This window comes from Pseudomonas sp. QC2 (assembly GCF_002859085.1).
GTDB classification, from domain to species: domain Bacteria; phylum Pseudomonadota; class Gammaproteobacteria; order Pseudomonadales; family Pseudomonadaceae; genus Aquipseudomonas; species Aquipseudomonas petroselini.
In genome coordinates this window covers 304682-322273 of the sequence record NZ_PKKS01000018.1, presented here as the reverse complement: position 1 = coordinate 322273, position 17592 = coordinate 304682, and the positions used below count along the sequence as shown (strand labels likewise).

The following is a 17592-nucleotide window of genomic DNA, read 5'->3' as shown; positions in this document are numbered from 1 at the left end:
CGCTCAAGGTGACAATAAATGCTCGATTCCCTGGAAAAAATGCTCGCCAAGGGTGTGGATAACGCGCTGCTGCGGTTTGGTTTGGGCAAGGGTTATCTAGACCTGAAGGACAACGCCAAGGCGGCGGAGCATTTGCAGAAGTGCGTCGAGTTCGATCCGAAGTATTCGGCGGCGTGGAAGTTGTTGGGCAAGGCTCACCAAGCGCAGAGTGACGGTGACGCCGCGCGACAGGCGTGGGAGAAGGGTATCGAAGCGGCCCAGGCCCATGGCGACAAACAGGCCGAGAAAGAGATGACGGTGTTCCTGAGAAAACTCGACCGCCAAGCCTGAGTGGGATTCAAATGTGGGAGGGGGCTTGCTCCCGATAGCGCGGTGTCAGTCGATGCCTATATGACTGAACCACCGCCATCGGGAGCAAGCCCCCTCCCACATGGGTGTTGTACTGCCGGTGAGTCAGTACCACCGCTCTTCACCCGGTGGGCGTTTCTTGAAGCGCTTCATGCTCCACATGTACTGGCTCGGATAAGCGCCGACATATCGCTCCACCACCTTGCTCATCGCTGCGCAGGACGTGGCGGTGTCGGTGCTGTACATGTCTTCCGGCGCCGCTTCCAGGATCACTTTGTAGCCCGAGCCATCCGGCAGCCGCAGTGCATGCAGGAACACGCCCACCGCCTTGTGGCCGGCGAGCATGTTCGGCACAAACTTGCTGGTGAGTGCCTGGGTGGCGAAGAACGGCACGAAGATCCCGGCGGATTCCGCAGGCTCAGGATCGGCCGGGATTCCCACCTGGCCGCCCTTGCGCACTTCCTTGATCACACTGAGGATGCCTTCCTTGGTCGACGCCGCTACGCGGTTGCCCAACTGCACGCGCTGCTTGCGCAGTAACTCATCCACTGCCTTGAGCTTCGGCGGCCGGTAGAAAATGATCGGTTTGCACTGGCTGCAATAGAAGTGGTTCAGCACTTCCCAATTGCCCAAGTGGCTGGTGATGCCGACCACGCCTTTGCCCGAGGCGAGGGCTTCGTGCAGCACTTCCAGGCCTTCGACTTCGCGCACCAGGTCGATGGAGCGCTGGGCCGGCCAGATCCAGGCGCAGGCGCTTTCGGTGAGGGACTTGCCGATGTCCTTCAGGCTCTGGCCAACCAGGCGCTCGCGTGCAGCCGGGTCCATATCGGGGAAGCATTTGGACAGGTTGATCCGCACCGTGTCGCGGGAGCGGTTGGGGGTTTTCCACATGATCCAGCCAATCGCCGTACCGACCGCTTGGACAGCGCGCCAGGGCAGCAAGGCAAACAATCGAAGAGCGCCTACCAGCAAGGCGCCTTTAAACTTTTCCACAGGTCACTCCTGATCGTGTGTGTGGTGCGCAAAGCCGGCATTCTAACCGGCGTTGGCCAGGTCCGCGTAACGGTCGCAGTCCTGGGTGTGGTCCATGACCATGCCCGAGGCCTGCATGAACGCGTAACAGATGGTTGGGCCGACAAAGGTAAAGCCGGCTTTTTTCAAGGCTTTGCTCATGGCTTCAGCCTCCGGCGTGATCGCCGGGACCTCGCTGCGGTCCTTGAAATGATTGACCTTGGGCACGCCGCCGACGAAGGACCAGAGCAACCCGACCGGGTCCTCCAGCGCCAGCCAGGCGGCGGCGTTGCGGCGAGTGGCGTTCAGCTTGAGGCGATTGCGTACGATGCCCGGATCCAGCATCAACGCTTCAATTTCGGCATCGGTCAGCTTTGCCAACCGCTGCGCATCAAAACCGAACAAGACCTTTCGATAATGCTCGCGTTTGCGTAAAACGGTGATCCAGGACAGGCCCGCCTGGAACCCTTCGAGTAAAAGCAACTCGAACAGACCCTGCGCATCGCGCAGCGGCGTTCCCCACTCCTGATCGTGATAAGCCATGTACAGCGGATCTTCAGAACACCAAAAGCAGCGTGGCATAAGGCTCCAGGGGATGGTGGCGCGGCCGAATCGGGTATACTCCCGCTCTTTAAATCGCAGCCCAAGTAACAGGTGAATTTCGTGAGCCAGCCTACGCCAGCCGTGCGTACCTTCCAAGACTTGATCCTCGCCCTCCAGCAATACTGGGCCGAGCAAGGTTGTGTGGTACTTCAGCCCTACGATATGGAAGTAGGCGCCGGCACTTTCCACACCGCTACATTCCTGCGGGCCATCGGCCCGGAAACCTGGAACGCCGCTTATGTGCAGCCCAGTCGTCGCCCGACTGACGGCCGCTACGGCGAAAACCCGAACCGTCTGCAGCATTACTACCAGTTCCAGGTGGTACTGAAGCCGAACCCGGACAACTTCCAGGAACTGTACCTGGGCTCGCTCAAGCATGTGGGCCTGGACCCACTGGTCCACGACATCCGTTTTGTCGAAGACAACTGGGAATCGCCGACCCTGGGCGCCTGGGGCCTGGGCTGGGAAGTCTGGCTCAATGGCATGGAAGTGACGCAGTTCACTTACTTCCAGCAAGCGGGCGGCATCGAGTGCTACCCGGTGACCGGCGAGATCACCTACGGTCTCGAGCGCCTGGCCATGTACCTGCAAGGCGTGGATTCGGTCTACGACCTGGTGTGGGCTGACGGCCCGTTCGGCAAAGTCACCTACGGCGACGTGTTCCACCAGAACGAAGTGGAGCAGTCCACCTACAACTTCGAACACGCCAACGTCGACAAGCTGTTCGAACTGTTCGACTTCTATGAAAGCGAAGCCAAGCGCCTGATCGAACTCGACCAGCCGCTGCCGTTGCCGAGCTACGAAATGGTATTGAAGGCATCGCATACCTTCAACCTGCTGGACGCGCGCCGTGCCATTTCGGTAACCGCACGCCAGCAATACATCCTGCGTGTACGCACCCTGGCGCGTTCCGTCGCCCAAGCCTACCTGCTGGCTCGCGCCAAGCTGGGCTTCCCGATGGCAACCCCGGACCTGCGTGATGAAGTGTTGGCTAAGCTGGAGGCTGCACAATGAGTGCTCAAGATTTCCTGGTTGAACTGGGCACCGAAGAGCTGCCACCCAAGGCACTCAATACCCTGGCCGACGCGTTCCTGGCCGGTATCGAAAAAGGCCTGCACAGCGCTGGCCTGAAGTTCGAAGCGAAGAAAGTCTACGCCGCGCCACGTCGCCTGGCCGTGTTGCTGACCGCACTGGAAACCCAGCAACCGGACCGCAGCATCAACCTCGACGGCCCGCCGCGCCAGGCGGCGTTCGACGCCGAAGGCAACCCGACCCAGGCCGCCCTTGGTTTTGCCAAGAAGTGTGGCGTGGAGCTGAGCGAGATCGACCAGAGCGGCCCGAAACTGCGTTTCAGCCAGGTCATCACCGGCAAGCCGACCGCCAGCCTGCTGCCGACCATCGTTGAAGACTCCCTGAACGACCTGCCGATCCCCAAGCGCATGCGCTGGGGTGCACGCAAGGAAGAGTTCGTGCGTCCAACCCAATGGCTGGTGATGCTGCTCGGTGACCAAGTCATCGACTGCACCCTCCTTGCCCAGAAGGCCGGCCGTGACTCCCGTGGTCACCGCTTCCATCACCCGCAAGCCGTGCGCATCACCTCGCCAGCCAACTACGCCGCCGACCTGCGCGCCGCTTACGTGCTGGCCGATGCCAACGAGCGTCGCGAGCTGATCAGCAAGCGCACCGAAGAGCTGGCCCGCCTGCAGGAAGGCACCGCCATCGTGCCGCCAAGCCTGCTCGACGAAGTGACCGCGCTGGTTGAATGGCCGGTGCCGCTGGTGTGCTCGTTCGAGGAACGTTTCCTCGACGTGCCGCAGGAAGCCCTGATCACCACCATGCAGGACAACCAGAAGTACTTCTGCCTGCTGGACGTGGACGGCAAATTGCTGCCGCGCTTTATCACCGTGGCCAACATCGAGAGCAAGGACCCGCAGCAGATCATCGCCGGTAACGAGAAAGTCGTTCGCCCGCGCCTGACCGACGCCGAGTTCTTCTTCAAGCAAGACAAGAAGCAGAAGCTGGAAGACTTCAACCTGCGCCTGCAGAACGTGGTGTTCCAGGAAAAACTGGGCAGCGTCTACGACAAGGCTGTGCGGGTTTCCAAGCTGGCCGCCTATATTGCACAACGTATTGGTGGCGACGCGGCCTGGGCTGCGCGTGCAGGCCTGCTGTCCAAGTGCGACCTGGCCACCGAGATGGTCGGCGAGTTCCCGGAAATGCAAGGCGTTGCCGGCTACTACTACGCCCTCAACGACGGCGAGCCGGACGATGTCGCCCTGGCGTTGAACGAGCAGTACATGCCGCGCGGTGCCGGTGCTGAACTGCCGACCACCCTGACCGGTGCAGCCGTGGCAATCGCCGATAAGCTGGACACCCTCGTGGGTATCTTCGGTATCGGCATGCTGCCAACCGGCAGCAAAGACCCGTATGCCTTACGCCGTGCGGCGCTGGGTGTACTGCGCATCCTGATCGACAAGAAGCTCGACCTCGACCTGACCCAGGCCGTGGTGTTCGCCGTCGGCCAGTTCGGTGCCAAGGTCAAGCAGGCCGGCCTGGCCGAGCAAGTGCTGGAGTTCGTGTTCGACCGCCTGCGTGCGCGTTACGAAGACGAAGGCGTGGATGTGTCGGTGTACCTGTCGGTACGTGCCCTGCAGCCGGGTTCGGCGTTGGACTTCGACCAACGCGTACAAGCCGTGCAGGCCTTCCGCAAACTGCCGGAAGCCGATGCCCTGGCCGCCGTGAACAAGCGTGTGTCGAACCTGCTGAGCAAGGCCGAAGGCCTGGGCAACGCCGACGTCGACCCTGGCCTGTTCGCCGATGCCAAGGAGTTCTCGCTCAACTCGGCCATCGCCAAGGCTGAAAACGCTGTGAAGCCGCTGATCGCCGAACGCAACTATGCCGAAGCGTTGGCGCGCCTGGCGACCTTGCGTGAGCCGGTGGATGCGTTCTTTGAAGCGGTAATGATCAATGCCGAAGATGCGGGCGTGCGAAAAAACCGTTACGCGATGCTGGCGCGCCTGCGTGGCTTGTTCGTCAATATCGCTGACATTTCGACGCTGAGCTGACCATGCTGAAACTGCTGATTCTCGATCGGGACGGGGTGATCAACTACGACTCCGACGCTTACATCAAGTCGGTGGCGGAGTGGATTCCACTGCCCGGTTCGATCGAGGCCATCGCGCAGTTGAGCAAAGCCGGCTGGACGGTGGCCATTGCCACCAACCAGTCCGGTATCGCCCGCGGTTATTACGACATCGCCACCCTGGACGCCATGCACGCGCGCTTGCGCACGTTGGTGGCCGAGCAGGGCGGTGAGGTGGGGCTGGTGGTGTACTGCCCCCACGGACCGGATGAGGGCTGCGATTGCCGCAAACCCAAGCCTGGCATGTTGAAAACCATTGCAGAACATTACAAGGTGCCTTTGGCTGGGATATGGTTCGTCGGGGATAGCCTCGGTGACCTGGAGGCGGCCAAAGCCGTCGACTCTCAGCCAGTTTTGGTTAAGACCGGGAAAGGCGAAAAGACCCAGGCGAAAAACCTGCCGGTAGGCACCTTGATTTTTGACGATCTGGCGGCCGTTGCCGCAGAACTTATCAACAACTAGCCGCCCTCGACTTCCTGACCAAGGACTGTTCGGGAGTGCGCTTTTAACAGGCGGGCCGCGTCCCGCAACGGTAAATGCCGCCATGTCGATTTTGCAGGCCATCAGAACCTTTTTCTTTTACCTGCTGTTGGGCACCAGTTCGTTTCTCTGGTGCACCCTGAGCTTTTTTATCGCGCCGTTCCTGCCGTTCAAGGCGCGCTATCGTTTTATCAACGTCTATTGGTGCCGCTGTGCGTTGTGGCTGACCAAGGTGTTCCTGAATATTCGCTTCGAGATCAAAGGCGCGGAAAACGTCCCGGACCAACCCTGCGTGATTCTGTCGAACCACCAGAGCACCTGGGAGACGTTCTTTCTCTCGGCGTACTTTTCTCCGCTGAGCCAGGTGCTCAAGCGTGAATTGCTGTACGTGCCGTTCTTCGGCTGGGCCATGGCCATGCTGCGTCCGATCGCCATCGACCGTGACAACCCCAAGGCGGCCCTGAAACACGTGGCCAAGAAGGGCGACGAGCTGCTCAAGGATGGCGTATGGGTGCTGATCTTCCCCGAAGGTACTCGAGTGCCCTACGGCACCGTAGGCAAGTTCTCACGCGGCGGTACCGCGTTGGCGGTCAACGCTAACCTGCCCGTGTTGCCGATTGCTCATAACGCCGGCAAGTTTTGGCCAAAGACTGGCTGGGCCAAACGCCCAGGCACTATCACGGTGGTGATCGGTGAACCTATGTACGCCGAAGGCGAAGGACCACGCGCCATTGCCGCACTGAATGACCGTGCTGCCGCATGGAATGAAGCGCAGCAACGGGCCATGGGCTCACTGCCGCCAGAGCCGGTTGTAGTCGACACCCCGGTGATCTGACCATCTGTGGATAACCTGTGCACGGTTTGTTGGCGAATTGTGCTTTTTGACTCTTAAGAAGCTGATTTACTTACATATTTCCTAAGCTCATAAAATCACGGAAAAGGTGCATAAGTTTTTTCCGCATAAAAAACCGGTCCTTGTGACCGGTTTTTTATGCACAGCAGGAAAGTACGTTTTTTCAGTCGTCCAACAGGGGTAATTGCAGGCTGAACGTGGTGCCTTTGCCAACCACGCTTTCACAGCTGATGCGCCCACCGTGGCGCTCAACCACCGCCTTGACCATGGTCAGCCCCAACCCCAAGCCCTCACTGCCCTGGGCGGAATCAAAACGACGGTATTGGCTGAATAGCTCAGGCAAGTCCTGCGCGGCAATCCCCGGTCCCTGGTCACTGATACGGCATTCCAACCAGCCTTGCGCACTGCTGTGTCGCAACCTCACGGTGGTACCGGAGGACGAGTATTTGACCGCGTTCTCCAGCACGTTGAACAACGCACGAGTGAGCAATGACTGGTCCGCAGACACCATGCCCTCGTCGGCTTCATCCAAGTCGTGAACCAAATGAATACCCTTGAGCTGGGCAATCAACGCGACTTGATCAAAGGCGTCCATCACCAACATGGCGAACAATGTTGGCTGGAACTGGTAACCGTCAGCCTCAGCCTTGGCCAACTGGACGAAGGATTCCGTGAGGCTCAAGGCGCGACGAACTTGTTGTTCGATCTTGGCGAACACCGGCGACTCACCGTCATGCACATCCAACAGCGCGAGGATCGCCGAGTGCGGCGCACGCAGGTCGTGGGAGAGGAACCGCAACATCGTCTCGCGGTGTTGCTGGGCTTCGCGCTCCTTGCTCAAATCGGTGAGGCTCAGCAGCCAGCCAAGTGCGACATCACCTTCGGCGGGGAGCATGGGCGCCAATTCCATGCGCAGGCTGCGTTGGTGGATATCGCGGAACTCCACCAGCTCCATCGCTGAGAGAGCAGGGCGCACACCGTTGTGCAGCGGCGGGTAGCCCAGGTCCGCCAACTGCTCCAGCAAGTTTTCGGTGACAAGGTCATTGCCGAACACCTCGCGGGCAATACGGTTGGCCAGCAGGATATTGCCTTTGGGGTCGGTGATCAGTGTCGCCACCGGCAGGCACTCCAGGCCGTCAGCCATGAAGCGCCGGGTGTCGCGTGTGCGGCTTACGGCCTGCTCCAGGGCGAAGATACGCGCCTGCAATACATCGCCTTTGCTGGCGGGTGCTCGGCGGCGTTCAGGCAGGACTTTGGGTTCGTTATCCAGGCGTGTCAGTTCCCAGCCGAAGTAAGCGATGATCACACTGAGGCGACGCCAGTTCCAGATCAGGTAGCTGAGCAACAACCCAATCAGGCAGGCCGCAGGCGACCACCAGTGGCCAAGACGCAACAGGGCCCAGGAACCGAGCAACGCGCCGGCCATGCAGCCGAGGGTCATCCACAGCGCGTAGCGTGGACGGTAGAGCAGCAGGCCCAGCAGCAACGCCACGAGGGAGGTGGCCATCAATGCCGCCAGCCAGCCCGGAAGATCCACGATAATGCGACCTTGCAGCAAGCCATTGAGCACATTGGCCTGGATCTCCACACCGGCCGTTGTGCCCACCGTGGAAGAGAGGGGCGTGACAAATCGATCACCCATCCCGGATGCCGTCGACCCCACCAGGATCAGCCGGTTGCGCAGTTGCTCTGGAGGTACTTCTCCACGCAATACGCTGACGTAGGACACGCTGGGAAAATGACTATGCGGCGCGATAAAGGGGATGCGGATTGAATGTTCACGATGCCAGGGTTGGGCTACCAACGGCTGAGGCTCACCCGGCATCTCTGATAACTCGCCACTCATCTCGTAGGCCAGCCAGGTGAGCTGCGGCGCGGTGGCATCGGGTGGACCTTCACGCATAAACAAACTACGGACAACGCCGTCGCTGTCTGCCTCGACATTGATATGACCTACGCCCTTGGCACATTTAAGCAGTGGCAGCATCTGTGCACTGGGTTGGCTGTAGCTCGCCGTGCCTTCACGCACCAACGGCAGCAAGACATTGCCGGCATTGCAGACCGCCTCGGCCAGGCGTTTGTCATTAGCCGGATCGCCGGGCTCACTGAAGATCACATCGAACAGGATACCCGCCGGTTGCGCCGCACTCAGACGGTCGATCAGGTCAGCGTGCAGGCTGCGCGGCCAGGGCCATTGGCCGAGTTTTTTCAGGCTGGAATCGTCGATGGTCACCAGCAGGATGCGCGGGTCTACAGGCAGAGGCGTGAGGCGGCGCAGGCTGTCGTACAACGGATTATTCAAGGCCAGGCCTGGGCTCACCGACAGGTAGGCGGTAACGGGCAGCAGTAGCAAACCGATCCACAGCCACTCACGCACCAAGCCGTGGAACAAGCGCTGGGCATGGGTGGGTTGACGTTTCTCGGCCTTGCCCCAAAGCATCATAGGTCAACGTGCCTGAGCGGTAGGTGGGTAGTAGAAGATGTCATAGACCCCGGTTTCTCCCTCCAGGCCGTTTTCGTCATACGCCGACAAGCGCACGTGATAGAACGAGGCTTTGAGCCCAGTGAAGCTCATTTTCGGCGCAGCGGAAAAGTTTTCCTGCTTGATATTCATAAAGGCCTTGTCGGTGGCGACCTGGGCCCGGTACCTCTGTGCGCCGGGCAAGGGCCGAAGGTACAGACTCCAGACCGGTGCATCACCTTTCTGGCCATCCTGTCCCACAAGCGTGGGTGCGGCGAGTAATTCAACGGGTTTCAAATCGCCCTGTTTCTTGAAGAGCAGACCTTGCCGGGCGCCTACTTTTACCTCTCGCTCCACTGACTTGGTCTTAACCTCGCGGTTGACGGCGACCTGTCCGTCCAACACTTCCAGTACCGATTGCTCCGCGTCATTGCGCACCCGGAAGTGCGTGCCACGCACACCCAGCACACCCACTGGCGTCACGATCTGGAAACGATCATGGTCGCTGATGCGCTTGATCACATACGCCTCGGCCTGGCCTTGCTCAAGCACCACCTGGGGAATGGACTGCTTCTTTTCCAGACGCAATCGCACTTGCGAACTGGAGGGCAATACCACTCTGGATCCGTCACCGAGCAACAGGCTGACAAACGCCGAAGCCGATGTCTTCACACCTTCCTGCTCATCGATGCTCATACCTTCCAGCAAGGGGCTCGCCGTGCCCCTGGCATCGAGTTTCCACGCCTCACCCGTGAGATGCTGGACAATCGCCGGTAAAGGCTGGGCTCGGCACAGAACGTTGTCATCGATATAAGGCGAACGAACCTTGGCTGCCGCCCCCACAGAGCTGACCACCATGATCAATAACGGGGGGAGGGCGCGGCGCAAGCGGTTCGGAGAAAGGATCATGGCGCTCATCAAGGTTGGGGTTCCAGAGGGCAACTGACATCAGCACGCAAGAGTTTACGGCAGCGCATGCGTCGGCTGATCCTTTTCCTTATGGTCGGGAGCCGGTATCTTTCCTACATCGGTGGCGAGGACGTTCAATGGATTAAACCCTCATTGGTCTCAGCGTATCGAGAGATCCAAGGGCAAACGAATCTGAGCACAATTCTTCAGATTCCATGGCCGGCATCTGAGCAGTCCGTGCCCATAAACGAAACCGGCCGACGGCTGCCGTACTTCAAGACGAAAGGACCCACCCATGCGTGTCGCAATATTGGATGACGAACCCGCGGAACTGCGCCGGGTGGAACAGACACTGCGACAAATCCCCAGCACCGCCGAACAGCCCTGGACTTTGCATTGCTTCGAACGTGGGGAAGACCTGCTGCGCCAGCTACGTCGGGAGACGTTTGACCTGCTGATCCTCGACTGGCAACTGCCGGATATTACCGGTATCGCACTGCTGCGCTGGACCCGTGAACACATGGAGTCGCCACCCGCCGTCATCATGCTCACCAGCCGTGACGCCGAGAGCGATATCGTAACTGCGCTGAACAGCGGTGCGGACGACTACGTCAGCAAACCCTTTCGCCCCAATGAACTGAAAGCGCGAGTGACGGCTGTTCTGCGTCGACATGGACTGCAGAAGTCAGCGACCCATGAAGTACAAAGCTTCAATGACCTGACGTTTGATGATGCTGAATTGACCGTAACGCGGGCGGGTAAACCTATCAACCTTACCGAACGTGAATACCGGCTGGCGAGCTGCCTGTTTGCCAACCTGGCGCGGCCATTGTCTCGCGAGTACCTCTACGAGCGGTTTTGGACCCATGAAGAAATGGTGTCGTCGCGGCCGCTCGATACGCATATCTATCGGTTGCGCAATAAGCTGGGGTTGACCGCAGACCGGGGCTGGCAGCTGTTGACGATCTACGGGTATGGGTACCGATTAGAGAGCGTGGCAGCCGCTTCTGAAGGCTGAAAATGCTGATGTTCCACGTGGAGCATTTTGTAGATCACCGAAAACTACCCAATAAAAAAGGCCAACGCTAAGCGTTGGCCTTTTGGGTTCAGCTGTTACCTGAATCAGAAGTCCAGGTTAGACACCGCCAAAGCATTGCTCTCGATGAAGTCACGACGAGGCTCGACCGCATCACCCATCAGGGTGTTGAAGATCTGGTCCGCGCCAATGGCGTCTTCGATGGTCACGCGCAGCATGCGACGCTGAGCCGGGTCCATGGTGGTTTCCCACAGCTGATCCGGGTTCATTTCGCCCAGACCTTTGTATCGCTGGATGGTGTGACGCTTGGTGCTTTCGGCCATCAGCCAGTCGAGGGCTTCTTTGAATTCCTTGACCTGCTTCTTGCGTTCGCCACGCTGAATATAAGCGCCGTCGTCCAGCAGCGTGCTGAGTTGCGCGCCCAGGGTTACTACGGTCTTGTAGTCATTGCTGCCGAAGAAGTCGCGGTTGAAGGTGACGTAGTTCGACAGGCCGTGCGAGATCAGTTCGACCTCTGGCAGCCACACGTTACGTTCACGGTCTTCACGCAGACTGGCTTTGTACACCAGGCCGGACTTCTCCGAGGTGCGCAGGCGCACTTCGTATTGGGCCAGCCATTCCTGCATGTGTGCGTGGTCACCCAATTGCTCGAGGCTCACGGACGGCAGGTAGATGAAGTGCTCGGTCAGCTCCTGAGGGTACAGGCGTGACAAGCGCTTCAGCGTTTTCATGACCATACGGAAGTCGTTAACCAAGCGCTCCAAGGCCTCGCCGGAAATGCCTGGGGCTTCGTCGTTCAAGTGCAGGCTGGCATCTTCCAGGGCCGACTGCGTCATGTACTCTTCCATGGCGTCGTCGTCTTTGATGTATTGCTCTTGCTTGCCCTTTTTCACTTTGTACAACGGCGGCTGGGCGATATAGATGTAGCCGCGCTCGATCAATTCCGGCAACTGACGGAAGAAGAAGGTCAGCAACAGGGTACGGATGTGAGAACCATCGACGTCAGCATCGGTCATGATGATGATGTTGTGGTAGCGCAGCTTGTCGATGTTGTACTCGTCGCGGCCAATACCGCAGCCCAACGCCGTGATCAAGGTGCCAACTTCCTGGGAAGAAATCATCTTGTCGAAGCGGGCCTTCTCGACGTTGAGGATCTTACCCTTCAACGGCAGGATGGCTTGGGTGCGACGGTTACGACCCTGCTTGGCGGAACCGCCAGCAGAGTCACCTTCCACCAGGTACAGTTCGGAGAGGGCAGGGTCCTTCTCCTGGCAGTCAGCCAGTTTGCCTGGCAGGCCAGCGATATCCAGCGCGCCTTTACGGCGGGTCATCTCACGGGCTTTACGCGCAGCTTCACGGGCACGTGCAGCGTCGATCATCTTGCCGACGACCAGCTTGGCTTCGTTCGGGTTCTCCAGCAGGAAGTCGGAGAAGTACTTGCCCATCTCCTGTTCCACCGCGGTTTTCACCTCGGAAGACACCAGCTTGTCTTTGGTCTGGGAGCTGAACTTAGGGTCCGGCACTTTCACCGAGATAATCGCGGTCAGGCCTTCGCGGGCATCGTCACCGGTGGTGGCGACTTTGTGCTTCTTGGCCAAGCCTTCGGCTTCGATGTAGGTGTTCAGGTTACGCGTCAGTGCGGAACGGAAACCCACCAAGTGAGTACCGCCATCGCGCTGAGGAATGTTGTTGGTGAAGCACAACAGGTTCTCGTTGAAACTGTCGTTCCACTGCAGGGCGATTTCCACGCCGATGCCGTCTTCACGCTGGATGTTGAAGTGGAACACCTGGTTGACCGCAGTCTTGTTGGTGTTCAGGTATTCAACGAATGCACGCAGACCGCCTTCGTACTTGAACAGCTCTTCCTTGCCGCTTCGCTCGTCCTTGAGGACGATACCTACACCGGAGTTGAGGAAGGACAATTCACGAATACGCTTGGCCAGGATGTCCCAGCTGAAGTGGATATTTTTGAAGGTTTCAGCCGATGGCTTGAAGTGGATCTGCGTACCGGTCGACTCGCTGTCGCCGACGATTTTCATCGGTTCTTGTGGAACGCCGTGGACGTAAGTCTGTTCCCAGATCTTGCCGCTACGGCGAACCGTCAGAATCAGTTCTTCGGACAGCGCGTTCACAACCGACACGCCGACGCCGTGCAAACCACCGGAGACTTTATAGGAGTTGTCGTCGAACTTACCGCCGGCGTGAAGCACGGTCATGATGACCTCTGCCGCCGAAACGCCTTCTTCTTTGTGCACGTCTACCGGAATGCCGCGACCGTTGTCGCGCACAGTAATCGACTCATCCGGGTGGATGATAATGCTGATGTCGTCGCAGTGACCGGCCAGAGCTTCGTCGATGGAGTTGTCGACCACCTCGAACACCATGTGGTGCAGACCGCTACCGTCATCAGTGTCGCCAATGTACATACCGGGACGTTTGCGTACGGCATCCAAACCTTTCAGCACTTTAATGCTGGTCGAGTCGTACGTGTTTTCTTCGCTCATGCCTTCACTCCCGATGGTCGTGGGTCTGGGTGATACGGCCTTGTTCCACGTGGAACAAAGCGACTGGCGTTTCCGTCTGCCAGCCTTCCCTCAATAATTCGTGGTCTACACAGGTGATAAACACCTGGCAGCGTAATTCTTCCAACAAGCGGCATAACGCGCGGCGGTGCTGCTCGTCCAGTTCAGACGGCAAGTCATCCACCAGATAAATACATTGTCCGCGTCGGGCCTGGCTAACCAGATGACCCTGTGCGATACGCAGTGCACACACCACCAACTTCTGCTGGCCACGGGACAAGATGTCCGCAGCATTGTGTGCGCCCAATCTAAGACGCAAATCAGCCCGCTGGGGTCCGGCCTGGGTATGGCCAATTTGCTGATCCCGCTGCAAGGACGTGGCGAGCACTGCACTCAGCTCGCGCTCTTTGTCCCAACCACGGTAGTAACTCAGTGTCAGCCCCTCGAGATCCAGCAACTCACTCAAGGTCTGCTCAAAGACTGGTTTCAAGGCTTTGATATAGGCACGGCGGTATTCATCTATTTCGTCGCTGGCCAGGCACAGTTCCCGGTCCCAGGCCGCTTGCGAAGCGGCGTCAAGTGTACCATGCCGCAGCCATGAGTTCCGCTGCCGCAGGGCCTTCTGCAAGCGCTGCCAGGTGGCCATAAAGCGTGGTTCCACGTGGAACACTCCCCAATCGAGGAATTGCCTGCGGATTTTTGGCGCACCTTCCAACAGACGGAAACTGTCAGGGTTGATCAATTGCAGCGGCAGGATTTCCGCCAGCTGTGCAGCACTGCGAGCATTTTGCCCATCAATGCGAATTTGAAACTCTCCGCCGCGATCACGGGATATCCCCAGGCTACTGTGCCCACCCTCAGCCAGCTCAACTTGGCCAAAAACCGTGCACGCCAATTGCTCGTACTGGATGACCGGCAACAGGCGAGCGCTGCGAAAGGAACGGGCAAGTCCCAACAGATGAATGGCTTCCAGCACGCTGGTTTTGCCACTGCCGTTGGCGCCGTGGAGGATATTGATGCGGGGGGAGGGGGAGAAGGTCACCGGGTGCAGATTGCGCACCGCGGTGACCGAGACGCGACTGAGGGACATCTAGCTTCTGCTGAGCATAGTTACAGGCGCATCGGCATGACAACGTAAGCCGAGTCGTCGTTGTCGGATTCCTGTACCAAGGCGCTGCTGTTGGAGTCCGACAGAATCAGGCGAACCTGTTCGGTGGTCATCACACCCAGTACGTCCAGCAGGTAGCTCACGTTGAAGCCAATCTCGAGCGAACCGCCGTTGTAGTCGACGCCCACTTCTTCTTCCGCTTCTTCCTGCTCCGGGTTGTTCGCCTGAATCTTCAACTGACCGTTGGCCAGTTGCAGACGGATACCACGGTATTTTTCGTTGGACAGAATCGCGGTACGGCTGAACGCCTCGCGCAAGGCCTGGCGATCACCGAGTACCAGCTTGTCACCGCCTTTAGGCAGCACGCGCTCGTAATCCGGGAACTTGCCGTCGACCAGTTTGGAAGTGAAGGTGAACTCGCCAGTGGTAGCGCGAATGTGGTGCTGGCCCAACACGATGCTGACATTGCCTTCCGGCTCAGTGAGCAGACGCGCCAGCTCAAGGATACCCTTGCGTGGCACGATCACCTGGTGACGGTCTGGCTGGCCGATATCAGCACGCATCGAGCACATCGCCAGACGGTGACCGTCGGTAGCCACGGCCCGGATAATGCCTTCCGACACTTCCAAGAGCATGCCGTTGAGGTAGTAACGCACGTCCTGCTGGGCCATGGCGAAACTGGTGCGCTCAATCAAACGACGCAGTTTGCTTTGTTCCAGGCTGCAGGTCAGCGAACCAGGACCTTCTTCCACCGTCGGGAAATCATTGGCCGGCAAGGTGGACAGGGTGAAGCGGCTGCGACCGGCTTTGACGACCAACTTCGCTTCATCAACCTTGATGTCGATCAGCGCGTCGTTCGGCAGACTTTTGCAGATGTCCATCAGCTTGCGCGCCGGCACGGTGATCTCGCCAGGTTCGGCGGGCTCTTCCAGCTGCACACGACCAACCAGCTCGACTTCCAGGTCGGTACCGGTCAGGGACAATTGCTGGCCTTCGACCACCAGCAATACGTTGGAGAGCACCGGCAAGGTCTGTCGGCGCTCGACGACGCCTGCGACCAGTTGCAGGGGTTTCAACAGGGCTTCGCGTTGAATGGTGAAATGCATGGTCTAGTCCCTTGCCTTAATAAGCTGCGCTGGTGTCATCACGTTGTCAGTGTACGCAGCAGGTTCTTGTAGTCCTCGCGAATATCCGCGTCGGATTCCTTAAGTTCATTGATCTTGCGGCACGCGTGCAAGACCGTGGTGTGGTCACGCCCGCCAAACACGTCGCCGATTTCCGGCAGGCTGTGGTTGGTCAACTCCTTGGAGAGTGCCATGGCCACCTGACGGGGACGTGCTACCGAGCGCGAACGGCGCTTGGACAGCAGGTCGGAAATCTTGATTTTGTAATACTCGGCCACGGTGCGCTGGATGTTATCCACACTCACCAGCTTGTCTTGAAGTGCCAACAAGTCCTTCAGGGACTCGCGGATCAGCTCAATGGTGATGTCGCGGCCCATGAAGTGCGAGTGCGCGATGACCCGCTTGAGTGCGCCTTCCAGCTCACGCACGTTGGAGCGGATGCGTTGAGCGATGAAAAACGCAGCATCGTGAGGCAGGTCGACTTTCGCCTGGTCGGCCTTTTTCATCAGGATCGCGACGCGGGTTTCGAGCTCCGGCGGCTCTACTGCAACAGTCAGGCCCCAGCCGAAACGCGATTTCAGGCGTTCTTCCAGACCTTCGATCTCTTTCGGATAACGGTCACTGGTCAAGATGACCTGCTGGCCACCTTCGAGCAGGGCGTTGAAGGTATGGAAAAACTCTTCCTGGGAACGCTCTTTACGGGCAAAGAATTGAATGTCATCGATCAGCAACGCATCAACCGAGCGGTAGAAACGCTTGAATTCATTGATGGCATTGAGCTGCAGGGCCTTGACCATGTCAGCCACGAAGCGCTCCGAGTGCAGGTACACGACCTTGGCATTCGGGTTCTTCTTTAATAGGTGGTTACCCACAGCGTGCATCAGGTGAGTCTTACCCAAGCCGACGCCACCATAAAGGAAGAGAGGGTTGTAACCGTGCTTGGGGTTGTCGGCGACCTGCCAGGCGGCTGCACGAGCCAGCTGGTTGGACTTACCTTCGACAAAATTCTCGAACGTGAACGTGCGGTTCAGGTAGCTGGTGTGCTTGAGCGCGCCTTCAACCTGAACGGTGCGCTGTTCGGCACGGATCGGGGCTTGCTGGGAGCTGGCACCGGCCATCGGGTCGAAGCTATCGCGCGACGGTTCTTCATTCTCGGCTGCATTTTTCTTCGCAGACGATTTGGAAGGAGCCGGTGCAGGTGTACTGGCAACCGGTGCCGCCTGGGCTTGCGACGCAGCAGCGGCCAATGGCGCGTTCGGCGCAGCACGAGGTGCGGAGCTACGTTTGCTGCCTATTAATAAGGAGAGCACGGGTGCGAGGCCGTTGCCATGTTCATCGAGCAATTCGAGCACGCGGCTCAGGTACTTCTCGTTGACCCAGTCGAGAACAAAACGATTAGGCGCGTAAACACGCAACTCGTCGCCTTCGGCTTCGACCTGTAGTGGACGGATCCAGGTGTTGAATTGCTGGGCAGGCAGCTCATCGCGCAAAAGCTCCACGCACTGCTGCCAAAGTTCCACTGACACGGATATCCCCTAAGTTGAAAGCCGGTGAGGCAAAAACAGCCGCCATTGTAGCGGCGAGCCGCCCACTTATCCACATGTAGGTTGATCACGGACCGGCCAAAATCAACGTCTTAAGGGTAATAAAGGCGACCAATGGTCTGTGCATAAGCTCTGTGGATAAGCCCACCTAAGGTCGTTGCACAAGTGGGGGAGAAAGTCTGTGGGTAACTGGCCTGTGGATAACAAGCCATTCCACACACAGCTTATCCGACAGCGCAGCACAGGCAGAGCACCGTTTCTCCCCCGTGTTGTCATTCTCTGTACATCACGTAGAACATGGCCTCAAGGCAGTTATCCACAGATGATCGCCTGCCTAGCTTTTATAAGCTTTACAGAAAAGCTTTAAATAACTTCCTTCTTTATTTTTATATCTATGGCATTGCCCGTGGAAGCGGCGCGGACGCAAAAGGGCAAATCGGCTGCAGAGATC

14 protein-coding genes are annotated in these 17592 nt (G+C 58.6%); 6 read left to right on the top strand and 8 right to left on the bottom strand.

The annotated features are described in order from the left end of the window. The first annotated feature begins 18 nt into the window (after positions 1–18). Entirely contained in the window at positions 19–330 is a 312-nt protein-coding gene (locus QCBJ_RS17395) for a tetratricopeptide repeat protein (protein ID WP_102061243.1), read from the top strand. A 123-nt stretch (positions 331–453) separates the two neighbouring features. On the opposite strand, the gene QCBJ_RS17390 is transcribed toward QCBJ_RS17395, so the two are convergent. Both QCBJ_RS17390 and QCBJ_RS17385 read right to left on the bottom strand, forming a co-directional pair. Next, positions 454–1341, bottom strand: a complete 888-nt coding sequence (locus tag QCBJ_RS17390) for a lysophospholipid acyltransferase (RefSeq protein ID WP_012721461.1) — start codon at positions 1339–1341, stop codon at positions 454–456. A gap of 42 nt (positions 1342–1383) precedes the next feature. Next, the gene (locus QCBJ_RS17385) at positions 1384–1941 is read right to left on the bottom strand and encodes a DNA-3-methyladenine glycosylase I (protein ID WP_012721460.1); all 558 of its coding nucleotides are present in this window, start codon (positions 1939–1941) and stop codon (positions 1384–1386) included. Between the two features lie 81 nt (positions 1942–2022). On the opposite strand from QCBJ_RS17385, the gene glyQ reads away from it, so the two are divergent. From glyQ to QCBJ_RS17365, 4 genes are all read left to right on the top strand, one after another. Further along, complete coding sequence (gene glyQ / locus QCBJ_RS17380; protein WP_003187265.1) at positions 2023–2976, top strand: glycine--tRNA ligase subunit alpha; 954 nt, start codon at positions 2023–2025, stop codon at positions 2974–2976. Then, on the top strand, positions 2973–5027 hold the full coding sequence (gene glyS, locus QCBJ_RS17375) for a glycine--tRNA ligase subunit beta (RefSeq protein ID WP_046035860.1): 2055 nt from the start codon (positions 2973–2975) through the stop codon (positions 5025–5027). The genes glyQ and glyS overlap by 4 nt, the downstream gene beginning before the upstream one ends. 2 nt (positions 5028–5029) lie before the next feature. Beyond that, positions 5030–5566: a D-glycero-beta-D-manno-heptose 1,7-bisphosphate 7-phosphatase gene (gene gmhB, locus QCBJ_RS17370; protein ID WP_012721458.1), complete on the top strand. Its 537-nt coding sequence runs from the start codon at positions 5030–5032 to the stop codon at positions 5564–5566. Between the two features lie 82 nt (positions 5567–5648). After that, positions 5649–6419, top strand: a complete 771-nt coding sequence (locus QCBJ_RS17365; RefSeq protein ID WP_093544813.1) for a 1-acyl-sn-glycerol-3-phosphate acyltransferase — start codon at positions 5649–5651, stop codon at positions 6417–6419. Positions 6420–6600: 181 nt separating this feature from the next. On the opposite strand, the gene QCBJ_RS17360 is transcribed toward QCBJ_RS17365, so the two are convergent. Both QCBJ_RS17360 and QCBJ_RS17355 read right to left on the bottom strand, forming a co-directional pair. Continuing rightward, positions 6601–8880 (bottom strand): CHASE2 domain-containing protein, encoded by a 2280-nt coding sequence (locus tag QCBJ_RS17360; protein ID WP_102061242.1) that lies wholly within the window; start codon positions 8878–8880, stop codon positions 6601–6603. A gap of 3 nt (positions 8881–8883) precedes the next feature. Continuing rightward, on the bottom strand, positions 8884–9807 hold the full coding sequence (locus tag QCBJ_RS17355) for a FecR domain-containing protein (RefSeq protein WP_256581520.1): 924 nt from the start codon (positions 9805–9807) through the stop codon (positions 8884–8886). Positions 9808–10102: 295 nt separating this feature from the next. Between QCBJ_RS17355 and QCBJ_RS17350 the strand changes: the two genes are divergently transcribed. Beyond that, positions 10103–10825, top strand: a complete 723-nt coding sequence (locus QCBJ_RS17350; protein ID WP_012721454.1) for a response regulator transcription factor — start codon at positions 10103–10105, stop codon at positions 10823–10825. A 104-nt stretch (positions 10826–10929) separates the two neighbouring features. Here the strand turns inward: QCBJ_RS17350 and gyrB are convergent, their stop codons facing one another. Genes gyrB through dnaA form a run of 4 tightly spaced genes read right to left on the bottom strand, consistent with a single transcriptional unit; the run spans position 10930 to position 17123 of the window. Next, positions 10930–13347: a DNA topoisomerase (ATP-hydrolyzing) subunit B gene (gene gyrB / locus QCBJ_RS17345; protein ID WP_012721453.1), complete on the bottom strand. Its 2418-nt coding sequence runs from the start codon at positions 13345–13347 to the stop codon at positions 10930–10932. Between the two features lie 4 nt (positions 13348–13351). Then, positions 13352–14455, bottom strand: coding sequence for a DNA replication/repair protein RecF (gene recF / locus QCBJ_RS17340; RefSeq protein ID WP_012721452.1), 1104 nt, complete (start codon positions 14453–14455; stop codon positions 13352–13354). A gap of 20 nt (positions 14456–14475) precedes the next feature. Next, positions 14476–15579 (bottom strand): DNA polymerase III subunit beta, encoded by a 1104-nt coding sequence (gene dnaN / locus QCBJ_RS17335; protein WP_010207719.1) that lies wholly within the window; start codon positions 15577–15579, stop codon positions 14476–14478. Between the two features lie 38 nt (positions 15580–15617). Continuing rightward, complete coding sequence (gene dnaA / locus QCBJ_RS17330; protein WP_012721451.1) at positions 15618–17123, bottom strand: chromosomal replication initiator protein DnaA; 1506 nt, start codon at positions 17121–17123, stop codon at positions 15618–15620. Positions 17124–17592 lie beyond the last annotated feature (469 nt).